This is a genomic window from Pseudonocardia alaniniphila, from assembly GCF_022524485.1.
In the GTDB taxonomy this organism is placed as follows: domain Bacteria; phylum Actinomycetota; class Actinomycetes; order Mycobacteriales; family Pseudonocardiaceae; genus Pseudonocardia; species Pseudonocardia alaniniphila.
This window is the reverse complement of record NZ_JAKXMK010000007.1, coordinates 314,462-330,420: the sequence shown is the minus strand read 5'-3', so window position 1 is coordinate 330,420 and position 15,959 is coordinate 314,462. Positions and strand designations below refer to the sequence as shown.

17 protein-coding genes are annotated in these 15,959 nt (G+C 71.0%); 3 read left to right on the top strand and 14 right to left on the bottom strand.

The features are described from left to right. Positions 1-461: 461 nt before the first annotated feature. The 5 genes from MMF94_RS09950 to MMF94_RS09930 form a co-directional block, all read right to left on the bottom strand. Entirely contained in the window at positions 462-818 is a 357-nt protein-coding gene (locus MMF94_RS09950; RefSeq protein WP_241036013.1) for a hypothetical protein, read from the bottom strand. Between the two features lie 149 nt (positions 819-967). Next, positions 968-1,495, bottom strand: a complete 528-nt coding sequence (locus tag MMF94_RS09945) for a DUF5130 family protein (RefSeq protein ID WP_379660482.1) — start codon at positions 1,493-1,495, stop codon at positions 968-970. After that, positions 1,482-1,745: an aa3-type cytochrome oxidase subunit CtaJ gene (gene ctaJ, locus MMF94_RS09940; RefSeq protein ID WP_241036012.1), complete on the bottom strand. Its 264-nt coding sequence runs from the start codon at positions 1,743-1,745 to the stop codon at positions 1,482-1,484. Before ctaJ ends, MMF94_RS09945 begins: the two co-directional genes overlap by 14 nt. A gap of 15 nt (positions 1,746-1,760) precedes the next feature. Beyond that, a complete protein-coding gene (locus tag MMF94_RS09935; protein WP_241036011.1) occupies positions 1,761-3,197 on the bottom strand; it encodes an amidase in 1,437 nt (478 codons plus the stop codon). Then, on the bottom strand, positions 3,187-4,344 hold the full coding sequence (locus MMF94_RS09930; protein WP_241036010.1) for a class I SAM-dependent methyltransferase: 1,158 nt from the start codon (positions 4,342-4,344) through the stop codon (positions 3,187-3,189). Before MMF94_RS09930 ends, MMF94_RS09935 begins: the two co-directional genes overlap by 11 nt. A 212-nt stretch (positions 4,345-4,556) precedes the next feature. Between MMF94_RS09930 and MMF94_RS09925 the strand changes: the two genes are divergently transcribed. After that, entirely contained in the window at positions 4,557-5,852 is a 1,296-nt protein-coding gene (locus MMF94_RS09925; protein ID WP_241036044.1) for a glutamate-1-semialdehyde 2,1-aminomutase, read from the top strand. Positions 5,853-5,905: 53 nt separating this feature from the next. Here the strand turns inward: MMF94_RS09925 and MMF94_RS09920 are convergent, their stop codons facing one another. The 3 genes from MMF94_RS09920 to MMF94_RS09910 all read right to left on the bottom strand — a co-directional run bounded on the left by MMF94_RS09920 (position 5,906) and on the right by MMF94_RS09910 (position 8,101). Continuing rightward, positions 5,906-6,757, bottom strand: a complete 852-nt coding sequence (locus tag MMF94_RS09920) for an endonuclease/exonuclease/phosphatase family protein (RefSeq protein WP_241036009.1) — start codon at positions 6,755-6,757, stop codon at positions 5,906-5,908. A gap of 189 nt (positions 6,758-6,946) precedes the next feature. Next, the gene (locus MMF94_RS09915) at positions 6,947-7,318 is read right to left on the bottom strand and encodes an effector-associated constant component EACC1 (RefSeq protein ID WP_241036008.1); all 372 of its coding nucleotides are present in this window, start codon (positions 7,316-7,318) and stop codon (positions 6,947-6,949) included. Between the two features lie 180 nt (positions 7,319-7,498). Next, entirely contained in the window at positions 7,499-8,101 is a 603-nt protein-coding gene (locus tag MMF94_RS09910) for a 3'-5' exonuclease (protein WP_241036007.1), read from the bottom strand. A 327-nt stretch (positions 8,102-8,428) separates the two neighbouring features. On the opposite strand from MMF94_RS09910, the gene MMF94_RS09905 reads away from it, so the two are divergent. Further along, entirely contained in the window at positions 8,429-8,776 is a 348-nt protein-coding gene (locus MMF94_RS09905; RefSeq protein WP_241036006.1) for a nuclear transport factor 2 family protein, read from the top strand. Positions 8,777-8,793: 17 nt separating this feature from the next. Here the strand turns inward: MMF94_RS09905 and MMF94_RS09900 are convergent, their stop codons facing one another. The 6 genes from MMF94_RS09900 to MMF94_RS09875 form a co-directional block, all read right to left on the bottom strand. Continuing rightward, complete coding sequence (locus tag MMF94_RS09900) at positions 8,794-10,629, bottom strand: hypothetical protein (RefSeq protein WP_241036005.1); 1,836 nt, start codon at positions 10,627-10,629, stop codon at positions 8,794-8,796. 128 nt (positions 10,630-10,757) lie between these two features. Continuing rightward, positions 10,758-11,381 carry a response regulator transcription factor gene (locus MMF94_RS09895; RefSeq protein ID WP_241036004.1) on the bottom strand — a complete coding sequence of 208 codons (624 nt, stop codon included), beginning with the start codon at positions 11,379-11,381 and terminating at the stop codon, positions 10,758-10,760. 115 nt (positions 11,382-11,496) lie between these two features. Further along, on the bottom strand, positions 11,497-12,090 hold the full coding sequence (locus MMF94_RS09890; protein WP_241036003.1) for an HNH endonuclease: 594 nt from the start codon (positions 12,088-12,090) through the stop codon (positions 11,497-11,499). Positions 12,091-12,181: 91 nt separating this feature from the next. Continuing rightward, positions 12,182-13,291, bottom strand: coding sequence for a cystathionine gamma-lyase (locus MMF94_RS09885; protein ID WP_241036002.1), 1,110 nt, complete (start codon positions 13,289-13,291; stop codon positions 12,182-12,184). 21 nt (positions 13,292-13,312) lie between these two features. Next, the gene (locus MMF94_RS09880) at positions 13,313-14,326 is read right to left on the bottom strand and encodes an NAD(P)H-dependent glycerol-3-phosphate dehydrogenase (RefSeq protein WP_277398686.1); all 1,014 of its coding nucleotides are present in this window, start codon (positions 14,324-14,326) and stop codon (positions 13,313-13,315) included. Further along, positions 14,323-15,030, bottom strand: coding sequence for a lysophospholipid acyltransferase family protein (locus tag MMF94_RS09875; RefSeq protein WP_241036001.1), 708 nt, complete (start codon positions 15,028-15,030; stop codon positions 14,323-14,325). Before MMF94_RS09875 ends, MMF94_RS09880 begins: the two co-directional genes overlap by 4 nt. Before the next feature lie 100 nt (positions 15,031-15,130). Between MMF94_RS09875 and cofC the strand changes: the two genes are divergently transcribed. Next, positions 15,131-15,796 carry a 2-phospho-L-lactate guanylyltransferase gene (gene cofC, locus MMF94_RS09870; RefSeq protein ID WP_241036042.1) on the top strand — a complete coding sequence of 222 codons (666 nt, stop codon included), beginning with the start codon at positions 15,131-15,133 and terminating at the stop codon, positions 15,794-15,796. The last annotated feature ends 163 nt before the right edge of the window (positions 15,797-15,959 follow it).

Below are 15,959 nucleotides of genomic sequence, written 5' to 3'. Positions count from 1 at the left end.
TTCGAGCCGCGCCGTGGCCCAGCCCCGAATCTCGACGCGACAGGTGCGATCTACAGATGGGCCGAGACATGGTTCGGTCTCCTGCACGAGGCGATCCGGTTATCGCACTCGCGAGTCGCAACGTTTCGGATCGTTTGCTGGCATACCCGCTCGCCTGCCTGGCCGGGTTCGCGATCGCCCGAATGCCGCATCACGGATGCTGAACGGCCTACCGGCCCATCGCGGGCCGGTCGCACTCGGCTGACAGCACGCCCAGCGCTCCGACGACCGGGGTATCCGGAACGGCCGAGTGGACAGGCCCACCGTCAGGATCCGGGGCCTGCTGGAGACGACCACGTGCCGACGTCATGGCATGCGTAGGCCCACATCCACCCGAATGCCACGTCGAAACCACTCGAACATGACGACGCCCGGCCGTCCGTTGGGACGACCGGGCGCAGGGTGTGGCGCGGGTGGCGGCGTCAGTCGATGAGGCCCAGGCGGCGAAGCATGCTGCTGACCGACCCGCCGCGGGCGCGATATGCGGAACAACCCGTGGCCCCGCACACACCGCAGTCGGTGCCGGAGCGGTAGTGCTCGTGCGCCTCGCGCGCGTGGCCACAGGTGCACGGCTCGACCACGGTGGGCTGCACCGGCGGGGCGGGCGGCGTGACCGGTGGGGCCTGCGGCTTCCGCGAGGCCGGCGCAGGTGCGGGCTTGCGCTGCGCAGGAACCGCAGGCACCCCGGTGGGCGGAGTCAGAACGGACGAGCCGGCCGAGTGCCGACGGTCAGGCCGTCCACCACCACCGGTCGGACGCCCCGCTACCGAGTCCCCCATGAGGGTTCCTGCCCTTCGTCAGTCGGTGTTGCCCGAGGACTGCACCGCACGTTATGCGATGGGACCACCCGCTCGGGTCCCACCAACTGTAGTGAATGACGAGAGGTTACGCGGCTGTCGGTGATTTGCCCTACCCCAGCGACGAACGGTTACTGCGTGCGGCGACGACCGCCGGCCTGGTCGGCGAGCATGCGCAGGCCGCTGAGCAATCCGCCCAACAGGTCGCTCTCGCGGAATGACGCCACCATGCTCATCACCGCGAGCTTCGCGCCCCGGTCAGGCAGCCGCATGCGCGCGTCGGCTCCGCTCAGCACCTCGACGATCCGCTGCCCAGGGCTCACCGCCACCAGCACGGCCTCGCTCGAACCGTCGAGCTGATCGTGCAGCTCGGCGACCCGCGCCGTCGGGTCCTCGCCCAGGTCGCCGATGTAGACGCTGAACAGCAGCCCGGACTCGCGGCTCGCCAGGGTCAGTGCCTCGTCGAGGCGAGTGAGCTGCACCGGCGAGAACGGCTGGTCGGCTCGCGACTCCTCGCGGTAGACCTCCGCAGCCGACACCCGGCCGGATGCGGTCACGACAGCGCCGACGGGCAGCTCCTCGCTCGGAACAGCGACGGCCGTGCCCGCGCCACCGTGGTGGCTCGTGCTGCCCGGATGTGTGGTCTCACCAGCTGCCACGGGCACCTCCTCGTTCGAGATTGCTACGCACCGCAGCGCCGTGGGCCCCGGTGCCATGGCTCTCGTCGGCCGCCGGGAGCTGGGCGCCCTCGGGGTTGGCGGTGAACCACATCGGCTCGAAGGTCCACGGCTGACCGGACCGGTATCGAGGCCGCCGCGCCATCCGGGGACCGACGACGAGCAGGACGATGACCAGGTACAGCCCGACCGGCGGCACCGCGAAGTACAAGATCGTCTCGGGCACGCTCACGAGGGAGAACGTAGCTCACCAGGTGGGCGGGCGCCGACCGCCCCACCCTGCCGCCACGTGCAGCTGCGAGCCGAGTGCGAGCAGTAGCGCATCGTCACCCATCCCGCCGACCAGCTGCACGGACACGGGCAGCTCCGGACCGCCGTCTTCCCGCCCCCACGCCACGGGAAGGCTCAACGCGGGCTGCCCGGTGAGGTTGTAGATCGCGGTGAACGGCGTGAAGTGCTTCTGCCGTTCGTAGTCCTGCGCAGGGTTCCCACCCGCGGTGAACCAGCCGACCGGACGCGGCAGCTGGGCAAGCATCGGCGTGAGCACGACGTCGACGGCCGCCTGCGCCCTCACGACCCGGCGGGTGGCCTGGATCGCCGACTGGGTGGCTGCCATGTACTCCGGCCCGCTGATCGCCGTGCCGCGGTCGCGCCACCACCGGGTGAGCGGAGCGAGCAGCGGCTCGGCTTCCGGCGGCACGGGGTGCCCGTGCGCGAGCACCGCCCACAGCACCTCGAACACGGGCAGGAGGTCCTCGGGGATGCAGGGGTCGAACTCGACGACCTCGTGTCCCAGCTCGGCCAGCACGGCGGACGTCTTCTCGTACGCGGCGAGGCAAGCGGGGTCGACCACCACACCCGGGACCGGCGGAACGGCGTACCGGCCCACCCGCAGCCTCGACGGCGGGCGGCCGGCGGCGGCGAGATGGCCGTCGACCCGGGCCTCCAGGACGTACGGCTCTCCGGTCACGGGCCGGGCGAGCACATCGAGCATCGCGGCGGCATCGGCAACCGTGCGGGCGAGCGGCCCGGACACCGACATGCCGGGCGGGTCGCCGCCTGCCGGCCCACGAGACACCAGCCCGCGGCTGGTCTTGAGCCCGACGAGGCCGCACGCGGCAGCCGGGATCCGGATCGAGCCGCCACCGTCGGTGCCGTGCGCGAACGGGACGAGCCCACCCGCGGTGGCCGCGCCGGCACCGCCCGACGAACCACCAGCGAGCCTGCCGGTGTCCCACGGCGTGACGGCGGGCGGGCGGCCCGCCGGTTCGGTGTAGGGCGGCAGCCCGAACTCCGGGGTCGACGTCTTGCCCAGGCTGACCGTGCCCGCGGCCCGCAACAGCCGGGCCGAGTCGTCGTCGACGTCCGGGACGTAGTCGCCGTACACCGGGGACCCGAACGTGGTGCGGACCCCCGCTGTCATCGCAAGATCCTTGATCGCCGTGGGGACGCCGAGCAGTGGACGCTCGTCGCCGTCCCGCAGCGCGCGGTCCGCCGCTGCCGCCTGCGCGAGCGCGGCGTCCGGGGTGAGCGTGACGAAGGCGCCGAGCAGGTGGTCGAGCGACTCGATTCGCCGGAGGTAGTGCTCCACCAACTCCACCGCGGACAGCTCGCCCCGGCGCAAGGCCGCAGCCTGCTCCAGTGCAGTGAGGTCGTGCGGCTGGGACTTCCCGTCAGAGGTCATGGCGCGGCCCGGCCCCACCGGTCCGGCGATCGGACGCAAGGACCTCGTCGGCCCCCACCCACCGGCCACCGGCCGCCTCGATTCCCGGCATCGCCTTCCTGACCTCGTCGAGGAGGTCGGGCACGAACAGCAGGACGGAGTCGGGTGCGGCGTCCACCAGGTCACCCGGGCCGATCACCGGGATGTCCGAACCGGGGATGCGGCCGCCCTGCTTCGCCACCGAGGCGTCGGCGACTCCCGCGAGCAGTTCACGACGTACGCCCGCGCGGTGCAGCAGCGGCACCGCCCGCGATGCCGCGGGGTACCCGTAGACGCGGCGGCCACTGCGCTGCTCGGCCAGGAGCCAGTCGTCGAGCCGGGCGCCGCCGATCCGGACCACGTCGTCGAGAGCGGCCACCGCGGCCGGGTCGAGCACGCCGGTGGCGATCTCCTGCTTCGTGAGCGTCTCGATCGACTCCTCCGGCTCGGCACCGGCCCGGCCCGCCACGAGCACCGTGCCGCCGTACAGCGGGAACCAGAACGCGGCGAAGGCCGCGAGCCCCACCTCGGCCATCATCGTGCGCATCACCGGCACCGAGTAGTAGGCGAAGTGCCCGTGCCGGACGGCGTTCCACTCCCGCTGCTCCACGATCGAGGCGAGCGACTGGAACTGGACGAGGAGCAGGCCACCCGGCGCCACCGCCACAGCCCGCTCGGCCATCGCAGCCGCCTGGTCGTGGGCGTGCATCAGGCCGAATGAGCAGTCGACCACCACGTCGGCAGGCTCCGCCGCAGCGGCCGGCACGAGCCCCTGCTCGGCGAGCAGCGCCAGCCAGCTGCCCCCGTGCGGGCTGGGGAACTCGGCGACCGTGCCGCTTGCGGGCAACAGCCGGGCCGACACGAGCTGGGCCACGGCGTCGGCGGCCTGCCGGGTGAGCGCCTCGGGCTGAACGCCCTGTGGGTCCTCCGGCACGTCCATGTCGTCGGCCAGCTGAGCGAGCCCGCATTCGCCGCACATCCACAGTCGCAACGGGAAGACGGGGTCGGGCCCCGGCGCGTCGAGGGGTGGGAACAGCTCACTCGGCGGCTGTTCTCCGAGATCCAACACGAGAGTGCCGCCCGTGGCGCGGCAGAACCGGCACATGTGCACGTCCTGCACAGCCTTCATGAGTTGTGAACCACCTCGAGGTCACGAACCGGAGGACGACGCTACCGGGCCTCGCCCGACCGGCCCGGCGCAGGGCGGGACGGCGGCCCTGTACCGTTTCCGCTCCGTCGAATCGTCATGCTGGTCCCATATGTCGGGCCGCCTCGGGGACCAGGGCGTGGAGGAGGTCCTTGTTGCGAGCAGTTCCGGTTGCCGGGATCGCCGAATCGCCACTGCCGGTGTCCAACCACATCAACGTGCGCCTGCACACCCTGGTCCCCGGGGGTGCGCACACCTACGCAAAGGGCGACGACCAGTACCCCGAGGATCTCGCCCCGATCATCTCCCACGGTCGCGGTAGCCACGTCTGGGACGTCGACGGCAACGAGTACATCGAGTACGGGTCGGGCCTCCGCTCGGTCAGCCTCGGGCACGCCCACCCGCGCGTGGTCGAGGCGGTGCGCCGGGAGCTCGATCGGGGCAGCAACTTCGTGCGGCCGAGTGTCGTCGAGCTGGAGGCGGCGGAACGTTTCCTCGCCACCGTCCCCACCGCAGAGATGGTGAAGTTCGCCAAGAACGGCTCGGACGCCACCACGGCTGCCGTGCGCCTGGCGCGGGCGGTCACCGGACGCTCCCACGTGGCCATGTGCCGTGACCAGCCGTTCTTCTCCACCGACGACTGGTTCATCGGCACCACACCGATGTCCGCGGGGATCCCCGAGCGGCTCACCCTGTCCTTTCCCTACGGCGACCTCGACGCCACCGCGGAGCTGCTCGAGCAGCACGAGGGCGAGATCGCGTGCCTGATCCTCGAGGCCGCGGCCCAGCGGGAACCCCCTCACGGCTACCTGCAAGGCATGCGGGCGCTCGCCGACAAGCACGGCGCCCTGCTGGTCTTCGACGAGATGATCACCGGCTTCCGCTGGTCGGAGGCGGGGGCTCAGGGCGTGTACGGCGTGGTGCCCGACCTGTCGACGTTCGGCAAGGCGCTGGGTAACGGCTTCGCCGTGTCGGCCCTGGCCGGACGTCGTGACGTGATGGAGTGGGGCGGGCTGCGCCACGATCGCGACCGGGTCTTCCTTCTCTCCACCACCCACGGCGCCGAGACGCACTCGCTCGCCGCCGCGATGGCGGTGATGGACACCTACGCCGAGGAGGGGATCGCGGCCCGGCTGCACAGTCTCGGGGAGCGGCTGGCCGCCGGCGTCACCGCGGCAGCGGCCGGGATGGGCGTTGCCGACCACGTCCTCGTCCGGGGGCGGGCGAGCAATCTCGTGTTTGCCACGCTCGACGAGGAGCTGAAACCGTCGCAGCCCTATCGCACGCTGTTTCTGCGCCGGCTCATCGCCGGTGGCGTGATCGGACCGTCCTTCGTGGTCAGCAGCGCGCTCACCGAGGACGACATCGACCGCACCGTCGAGGTGGTGTCCCAGGCGTGCGCCGTCTACCGGAAAGCGCTCGACGCGGGCGACCCCTCACCGTGGATGGGCGGCAGGCCGGTGAAGCCGGTGTTCCGCCGCCGCGCCTGAGCTCTGCCGTGCGTGGTCGGCCCGGCTCCCCGAGAGGGATCGGGGCCTGCTCCTCACCGGGGCACGCGGACGCGCGCGAGAACACCACGGTGATCGGTGCCCTCCACCTCGACCACCTCGAACCCGGTGGTCACCGTGCCGGCCGGCACCAGCACATGGTCGATCTGGATGCCGGCCCACGGTGCGGCCGACGACGGGTAGGTGCCGACCAGTCCCTTCCCGGTGCCGATGGCCGCGCTGCGACATCCCCCGAGCGCGGCGCGGAACGCCGAGTGGTCGAGTGTGGCGTTGAAGTCGCCGACGACGATCGGCGCCACGGGACCGTGACACCACCGCTCGACCACCGCGAGGTCGCGCAGCCACTGGGCCGTCCGCCTGCGGTCCACGGGTGCGGCGGTGTGTATCGCGAAGAGGCTTCGCCTGCCGAGGATCCCGCCGCTTGCCTCCAGGTGCCGCAACCGCATCCCGGTGCCCGAACGCACCTGCACGTCCCCTGCCCCGGACGCCGCCAGCAGCGTGACGCCCTGGCCGTCCTTCACACCCGGTGCCGTCGAGACCCACGACCGGTAGCCCAGCGTCTCCACCAGCGGGATCAGCTTGTCGCGGAAGTCGGAGCCCGCTTCAGGGAGCACGACGAAATGCGGGGTCTCCCGGGCGATCAGAGTGGCTAGCTCCCCGGTGTCGGCCCGCCCGTTGAGCACGTTGAACGTCAGGATGGAGAGGTCGTCCGGGGCAGCCTCAGGCATCGGGAACCGGATCGCCCGAGCGGCGACCGCGCCGAGGCCCGCCACGGCGACCGCCCCGACGGCCGCTGCCGCCGGACGGGCGCGCGAACCCCTCGCAAGCAGTGCAGCGGCGGCCAGCGCCGAAACCGCGAACTGCGGGCGAAAAGCGACGATGGCCACGAAAGGGAATCGACGGTCACGCCGAATCCAATCGGGAAGAACCACGCTCGCCGCAGATCCGGCCAGGACGGCCGCTGCCGCGACGCGCAATGTGCTTTTCATGCCCATAAGTGACGATCCCTCTCGACGCCGGCCTCCGGAAAACGGACGGATGGGCTGCCTGGTTCCTCACTCGATCGGGTGGTGAGGTCAGGCACGGGCCTCGCCCGACTCGACGAGCCTGCGAACCCGGTCGATCAGCTGGGAGCGGTCGTCGGAGCGATCGACCTCGATCTCCAGCGGCCTGCCTCCCGGACTCGTGTACGTCGCCGTCACGCTCTTCGCGTCACGCTGCACCGCGATCCAGTCGTAGATCTTGCTGACCAGCAGAGCCAGCATGCGGCTGCCGACCAGGACGATCACCACGTCGACCATGCACGTCGACCCGCCCCGGCCCGGTACGCACGTGCTGACGTCGACCAGGCCACGGAAGTGCCCTGCCCGGTTGAGCCACGCGCTCAGCGCGTGCGCGTCGGACTCCGTGAGATGGATCCTCGCCTGGGCCTCCTGCGGCTCACTCATCGATACGTAGCGCCTCGGTGAGGACATACCGGACGACTGCACCGCCCCGACGGGTGCTTCGCATTGGCCACGTGGCTTGCTTGTCGATCTGCTGGATATCCACTGCGCTCCTCGATGCTCGATGTCGATCAAAGAGTTATTCATTCTGCGGTGTGCATCCGTTACCACGGTGAGTAGTTGTCACGGCGAGAGATCCGCGACACTGCCCGCCTCGACGACCTGTTCCCACGTGAGACCGCTGCTCTGAACCAGAGCGAACAGCAACTGCCCGGTCATCCACGTCTCATAGCCGGCCCGGTGGCGCCGCTCCCCTGGCTGGATGTGTGGCGGATGAAGCCCGGCGTAGGTGGCGAGGCGGCTCAAGCCGTAGCCGCCGGGCAACCCCGGCCAGACCGCCCTCGCGAGGCGCGCCGTGTCGAGGACGAGCGAGGGGCGCCACTGGGGCAGGTGGTTGGCGATCACCCGCAGCTCGACGGCCGCGTTGTGCGCCACGAGCACCCGCCCTTTGATCGCGGCGTACACCTCTTCGGCCACCCGTGCCCAACTCGGGCAGGCGAGGACGTCGGTGTTGCGGATGCCGTGGACGCCGTCGGTGACGTCGGGCGTGATCGGACGGTCCGGGCGGACGAGCCAGACACGCATGCTCGCCTGCCGCACGTCCGCGGCGGGCTCGATGGGCAGCACGGCGATGTCGACGATCTCCGGCGGCTGCTGCCCGTTGCCCTGCACGTCGACGACGGCGAGTGGATGATCGGCCAGAGCTGTGGGGGTACTGAAATACACGCGGAATCTCCGAAGGGGGTCCGACCGCGGCCTGGGCCTGCGATGGCACCAGCGGTCGCTGAAGTTCTGCACCAGCCGGCCCCGTGTGCATGCCCGGCTCGCTCGGCGACTCAACGAGGCCCGCGGCTACGGCGGCGCGTGCGGTGATGGCTCGATCATCCCGCCACGGGGCGAGCACGGAGCGAAGCACCCCGTTCACTTTCGGGTCATCTCGAGATCAGTATCGTCAGGGCGCCTGTCCTCTCCCTCAGCCGTCGGCCCACCCTCTGGACACCGGTGCGCAGGCAGGACACGCTGATCGAACCTTGTAGGACCGAGGGGGCAGCGATGGCGAGAACTCCGCAGCAGATCTTCGAGCACCACGCCGGTGCGTTGATCGCCGGCGACGTCGACGGGATCGTCGAGGACTACACCGACGATGCGGTGTTCATCACGCCGCACGGGGTCCGGCACGGCAAGGCAGGCGTCCGCGAGGCCTTCACCCAGCTCCTCGCCGACCTCCCGGACGCGAAGTGGGACGTGCCGACCCAGATCTTCGAGAAGAACGTCCTGTTCATCACGTGGAGCGCGGTGTCCGCATCTCAACAGGCCTTGGACGGCGTCGACACGTTCGTCTTCGACGACGACGGCATCCGCGTCCAGACCGTGCGCTACACGCTCGAGAGCACCACGTAGCAGCTCACCCACGTCGTTCAGCCCGGTGGTGGAGGCACGGTCTTGCGCAGCACCACGTCGAATCCGTTCTGGTACGTGATGACGTAGCGGCCCGACGCCACGAGTTCCTCCACCACCTGCAGCGACCAACCCGGCGGCTTCAGATCGAGGAAGCGGCCCTGGGCCTCGACGGCGTCGAAGGTGAGCAGGACGTCGGGGTACTCGGCGTTGATGCAGCGGATCGGGTCGTCGGCCAGCTGGGTGCATCCCTCGATCACTGTGCCGCGGCCGTGGGTGTCGATGCCCTCCACGGCGTACGGGCCGACGTTGATCAGCGGCATGACCTCCAGGCCGTGCGGGGTGGTGGCGTACACCTCGCGCACCATGTCCACCTCGTCCGGATAGACGATCATGTAGGCCTCATTGCCTCCGCGGATCAGGATGATCGACCCGAACAGCAGCAGCATCCCGGCGGCGAGGACGTATTCCATGCCGCGCCGCCAGCGCACGAGCGCCCGTAGTGCGTCGACGCCGAGGATCGCGAGGATCGGCAGGCCGTACAGCACGATGCGCAGGAACAGCTCACCGCCGTAGCTCTGTACGGCCGCCATGCCCATGGGCACCGCGGCGAGCGCGATCGGCACCAAGTCACGCCTGCGCCGCCAGTACACCCACGCCCCGACGATCGCGAGCAGCCACGTGGCGACCGGGACGACGATGCGCAGGAGCTTCACCGCGACCTGACCGAAGTCGCCCTCCAGCCGGCCTGCGACGCCTACCTCCAGCGCGTTGCCCTCCTCCCCCGCGCCCGTGATGAGGCTCAGCTGGGTGAGCCAGAACTCCCGGCCCGCGATCATGACGTACACGGCCACGGCGAGGATCGCGACGAGCACGAGGCCGCGGCCCCTGAAGCGGCCGACCACCGCGAGCAGAACCAGCTGACCGATGATCGCGAACGGTGTGAGCTGGTGCTCAGGTGCGATCGCGATCAGGCACAGCGCGGCGCAGAAGTAGATCAGCAGCAGCTGGCGGGGCGGCAGACTCGGCCGGTTCGGCCGCGTCCTCGCCGCGACCACCCATCTGCGCCACAGCGGCAGCCGCGGCGCGTCGGGATGCGGGGATGGCCAGCCCGGCACTCCGGCCGAGTCGGTGCGCCGGGTGGCCAGCGGCCCGAGCGCGAACGCCAGCACCATCAGCATCAACACGATGCCGATGGCCTGCGGCGAGAAGTAGTCCTGCTCGATCCAGTTCAAGCCGAGGAAGAGCCAGGCGGCCACCCAGGGTGCACGGGTGCCCCCCAACATCGAACGGGCCAACGCGTACACGCCGATCGCCCACACACCGACGATCACCGGTGGGAACCACCGCAGCACCAGGTCGAGCTGGTTGACACCCCCGGCGTCCTGGAAGAACGCCCACTGCGCGAAGAACGCCGGCCAGTAGAACCGGGCGTCGATACCGATCGGCACCTGGCCATCGCCCGTGATCGCGTTGGTGAACCCGGCGATCAGCCACGCCGTGGTGAACCGGGCCGCCGGCTCCACCACCGACGGCATGCCGAACGAGCAGAGGATGAGAACGGCGGTGGCTCCACCGAGCATCGGGATCCGCGGGCGTGGCGACCGCATCTCGACCACGCAGGCGCCCACCGCGCACGACAAGGACGCCCAGGCGGCAGGCCCGAGCACCCGGGCCAGCCCCCAGCCGTCGAGCGCTGCCAGATCGGTGGTCGCCGCGGCCACCGGAAGCAGAGCGAGCGCTGCGAAGGCGAGCAGCGGCGACAACCACCGGGAGATCCCCGCCGACGGCTCCGCGGGCGAAGACGCGTGGGCTGCGGGTACGAGAGATGCGACGACGCCGGGCTGGACGGTCATGCGGAAGTCGTCGTCCCCAGCTCGTCGAGAACGGCCGGCTGCGGCACGCGCGCGTGCCTTGTTGCTCCCCCCATGTCCGGATCACGAACGGGAGGCGCCCGAAGTTCCGGAACAGTGCCCCGGTCCGGCTATTCGCCCTGCCGCCTCGTCTCGCGGTAGATCGCGATCGCGTGCTGCTGGGAGTTGACCTCGAGCTTCACGAGGATGGACCGGATGTGGGTGCGCACCGTGCTCATCGCCAGCACGGCGTCCACGGCGATGTCGGCGGCCTTCTGGCCACGCTCCAGCCGTCGCAGCACCTCGAACTCTCGGTCGGTGAGCAGGTCGAGGCGGCGCCGGCGCGTGTTGACCTCAGCTCGTGCCACGCGGTGCAGCTCGAGCCAGGCCATGCGTTCCTTGGCCATCATCACCGGGCGGCCGACGCTCATGTGCAAGACCGTGCGGACCAGCACGTCGAGCGGACAGCTGCGCGGGACGTACGCCGCGGCACCCGCGGCCACGGCCGCCGCCGTGCGCTCCCGGTCGGTCTGCTGACCGACGACCAGCGTCGGCCAGCCGGACGTCACGGCCTTGGCGACCAGGCCGACGCCCTCGGGGAGATCGAGGTTCACCACGACCACGCCCCGTGCTCTGTCCACTCTGGGAAACGCACAAGTCCCGTTGATCTCGCGCTCCTCCGCGGCAAACCCGTTGGCCTGCAACGCGATGACCACTGAGGTCGTGACCAGGTCGTGCGGTCCTACGACGAGCACGGGAACAGATGGCGACATCGACACAAGCCCCCCCGAACGCTTCCAGGTCTATGTCGAGAGAGGGCTCGCAAGAACGGTAGTTGACGTTAGCGGTGGGTTTGTCGTGTTTCGGGATCTACGCGGCGACACCGAGCCACGGCTCCCACGCGGGGAGCGGCTCCACGGCCAGCACGAGGATGCCCCCGGCAGCACGGTCAGGTGCCCGAGGAACGAACTCGAGGCTCCAGCCGAGCTCGGCCAGCATCCTGTCGGCCTTGCGGGAGTTGCAGGTGCGGCAGGCGGCGACGCAGTTCTCCCAGGAGTGGGTGCCGCCGCGGCTGCGGGGAACGACGTGGTCGATCGTGTCGGCGCGCTTGCCGCAGTAGCCGCAGCGGCGGCTGTCGCGGCGCAGGACGCCCGCCCTCGTCATCGGGACGGCGCGGCGGTAGGGCACTCGCACGTAACGGGAAAGGCGCATCACCGACGGCGCGGGAACCGTGAGGTTCTCCGAGTGGAAGACCTCGTCGAGTGCGGCCTCGACGCATTCGGCCTTGCCGGTGAGCATCAGGACGACAGCACGCTTCGCCGTGACTACGGCAAGCGGCTCGAACGTCGCATTGAGGAGCAGGACCCGGGACCCCGTCGGGACCACGCTCGGGTGCGGCGTGATCCCCAGCGCCTCCCCTGGCTCGGGGTCGGCACTGATGGGGTCGGGTTGTCGATGCTTCACGCGACCACCTCCCTCGCAGATCAGACCATAGCGGGAGGGGGCGACGCACGTGTGATATGGGTCCGAATCACGTTTGGTCGAGTGGCAACTCTCACCCGGTGATGGCGGCCAACGCGGCTCGGACGTCCGCGACAAGATCGTGTTCATCCTCACAGCCCGCCGAGAAGCGCACCAGCCCTGGAGCCACGTCGTCGCCCCAGCGTTGCCGGCGATCGGCGCTGCTGCGTAGGCCCCCGAAGCTGGTGGCCGACGTGACGAGCCGGGACGCGGCCAGGAACTGCCCCACCGCGTGCTCATCGGGAAGGGTGAAACGCAGCACTCCGTTCCAGCGCCGCATCTGCCGGGCCGCCACGGCGTGAGCGGGATCGTGCGGCAGTCCCGGCCACCGGACGTCCGACACCAACGGGTGTTCGGCGACCGCGGCTGCCACGGCGGCCGCGTTGGCGGCCTGCCGGGCGAGGCGCAGGTCGAGGGTGCCGAGCCCGCGGTGGGCGAGCCAGGCCTCCATCGGCCCGGGCACGGCGCCGCCACGGGAACGCGCCTCTCGCAGCCGTGCAGCCAGTGCCCCGTCGCGGACGCTGACGTGTCCGAGAACGACGTCCCCGTGCCCCGAGAGCGCCTTGGTGTCGCTGGCCACCGCGAAGTCGGCGCCGAGGGCCAGCGGCTGCTGGCCCAGCGGCGTCGCCGTGGTGTTGTCGACCGCCAGGAGCGCCCCGGCGGCGTGGGCAGCGGCTGCGGCGGCTGCGATGTCGGCCACGTCCAGGCCGGGGTTGGAGGGCGTCTCCAGCAGCACGAGCGCGGCGCCGTCGAGCACCTTGGCCGGCCACTCGCCCGCGGTCGGCACCTCCCGCACCTCGACCCCGAACGGGCCCAGCTCGTCATGGGCGAGCGAACGAGCCAGGTAGTACCCGTCGGAGGGCAGGACCAGCGCACCGTCGCGGCCCGCCAGCCGCAGCACCGCAGCGATCGCGGCCATCCCCGACGCGAACACGACGCACTCACCGCCGTCGAGATCGCCGATGGCGGCCTCGAGCACACGCCACGTGGGGTTGTCCGCGCGACCGTAGAAGTCCGTGGGTGTCGGGTCGCCGGGCCCGCCGAGGTGGAACGTCGACGACAGCACGGGGCCGGGGTGCAGGGCTTCTCCGAGGACACCTTCGCCGTGGCCACCGTGCACGCAGCGCGTCCCGTCCCCCGTCACGCACTCACACTACGACGTGGGTTATTCGGGGCGCGGAGCCCGGCTGATCAGTTCCTTGCCCATCTCCGCAGCGGAGAGGCCCTCGTGGCAGACGCGCCGCACGGCGTCGGCGATCGGGACCTCCACCCCGTGCCGGGCCGCGAGCTGGCAGATCGACAGGCACGACTTCACGCCCTCGGCCACCTGCCCGTGATTGGCGGCCTCCGCCTTCGCCAGTGACTCCCCGCGACCCAGGTGCTCGCCGAACGTGCGGTTGCGAGACAGCGGCGACGAGCACGTGGCAACCAGGTCACCGAGCCCGGCGAGCCCGGCGAACGTCAGGGGGTCCGCCCCCAGCGCCACCCCCAGCCGTGCGATCTCCGCGAGCCCGCGGGTGATCAGCGAGGCAGTGGTGTTGTCGCCGAACCCCATTCCGGTGGCGATGCCGCAGGCGAGCGCGATGACGTTCTTGCCCGCGCCACCCAGCTCGCAGCCGATGACATCGGTGTTGGTGTAGGAGCGGAAGTAGCCGGTGGTGCACGCCTGCTGCAGGGCCACCGCGCGGTCGTGGTCGGAGCAGGCGATCACGGTGGCGGTGGGCTCCTCCGCCGCGATCTCGCGCACCAGGTTGGGGCCGGACACGACGGCCACCCGTTGGGCGGGGACCCTCGCGACCTCGCAGATCACCTCGCTCATCCGCAGCAGCGTGCCGAGCTCCACACCCTTCGCGAGGCTCACCAGCGTGCTGTCGGGGGGCAGCAGATCCCGCCAGAGGACGAGGTTCGCCCTCAGGGTCTGCGACGGCACCGCGAACACCACCGCATCGGCCTTGTCGAGCGCGATCGCCGCGTCGGTGGTGGCCGTCAGCAGCGCGGGCAGGACGATGCCCGCCAGATAGTCCGGGTTGCTGCGTCGCTCGTTGACGGCCGCGGCCACCTCGGGACGGCGGGCCCACAGCCGCACCTCGCGTCCGGCGTCGGCCATGACCTTCGCGAACGCCGTGCCCCACGACCCCGCCCCGAGGACTGCGACGCGGCGGACCTCGCCACCGCTCACGAATCCGCTCCGCGGCGGAAGAACTGCACGGGGGCCTCCTCCTGGCGAACCTCGGCGAGCAGCTCCTTGACCCGGCACATGATCACGTCGGTGACCTCGCGCAGGAGCGCGGCATCGAGCGGACGCCCGCGGTACGCCGTCAGGTCGATGGGTTCGCCGCAGCGCACGATGATCGGTTTGCGGGGCAACGGCCGGAACTTCCGCTTGTAGCCGTCGTAGACGTCCCGCGTGCCCCAGTGGACGAACGGAACGACCGGAACGTCGGCCGAAAGCGCCAGCCGGGCGACGCCGGTGCGCGCGAGCATCGGCCATCCCTCCGGGTCGCGGGTGATCGTCCCCTCCGGGTATATCACCACGACCTTGCCCTCGCTCAGCGCCCGAGTGCCCTCCCGCAGGCTGTGCTGCGCGTCGGCGGACTCCCGGTAGACGGGGATCTGGCCGCTGCCGCGCATGGCCCAGCCGAGCACCGGCTTGCTCCACAGGCTGTTCTTGGCCAGGAACCGGGGCACCCGCCGGGCCCGGTGCACCACGAGGCCGCTGAAGATCGGGTCGAGGTGGGAGATGTGGTTGGCCACGAGTAGGGCACCGCCGGTCGAGGGGATGTGTTCCTTGCCGTCGAACCGGGAGCGGCCCAGCAGCCAGCCCATGGGATAGAAGAACACCGCGCAGAACGCGATCCAGAAGCCGCCCTTCTCACGCCTCACGCACGAACCTCCGATCCCGGCCTGACGCGCAGAGTCTTCCTGGCCGGGCGCTCGGGGTCCACCTCCGGGTTCGGTGCACGATGGAGGGGTGGGCTCGAAGATGTCGACCGTGGACCTGGTGGTCCCGGTCAAGCAGCTGGGCGTGGCCAAGTCCCGGCTGCGCGGCGCCGCCGACCAGGGCATCGGCGCCGCCGACGCCCACGCACGGCTGGCGTTGGCGCTGGCGCATGACACGGTGGCCGCGGTGCGCGCCTCGACCATGGTGCGGCGCCTGGTCGTGATCAGCTCCGACCCGGTGGTCGCCGCCGAGCTCTGCGCCGTGGGCGTCGAGGTCGTTCCGGACGGCCCCGTGCCGGGCCTCAACGCCGCCTACGCGGGCGGCGCGGCGCTTCTGCGTGAGCACGACCCCGCAGCGGCGGTCGGGGCGCTGCAGGCCGACCTGCCGGCGCTTCGCCCCGCCGAGCTGGACGACGCGATCACCGCGGCGGCAGAGCTCTTCGCCTCGGGCCGGGCGGGGCGCGCCTTCTGCTCCGACGCCGAGGGCACCGGCACGACCTTCCTGCTCGCCGCGCCGGGCGTGGGGCTCGACCCGCTGTTCGGCGTGGGCTCCGCCCTGCGTCACCGCGAGTCCGGTGCGCAGCCGCTGCACGGCGAATGGCCGGGCCTGCGGCGAGACGTCGACACGGGCGACGACCTGCGCGAAGCCATGGACCTCGGACTGGGTGAGCACACGTCGAGCGTCCTCGCCCCGAGTCCGCACCACTGACGCAGCCCCCGATCGGAGCTGCTCGAATCCGCCGTTGGCTCGCATATCGGCTGCTTCCTGCGGCGCAGTTCACCCGCTCGACTCTCGACGGGATCCGCAGACAGTCGCCGGGTGGGCCAGAATCACCATCGTGGGTGACGACGTGAGCAGTTCTGTCCCGGAA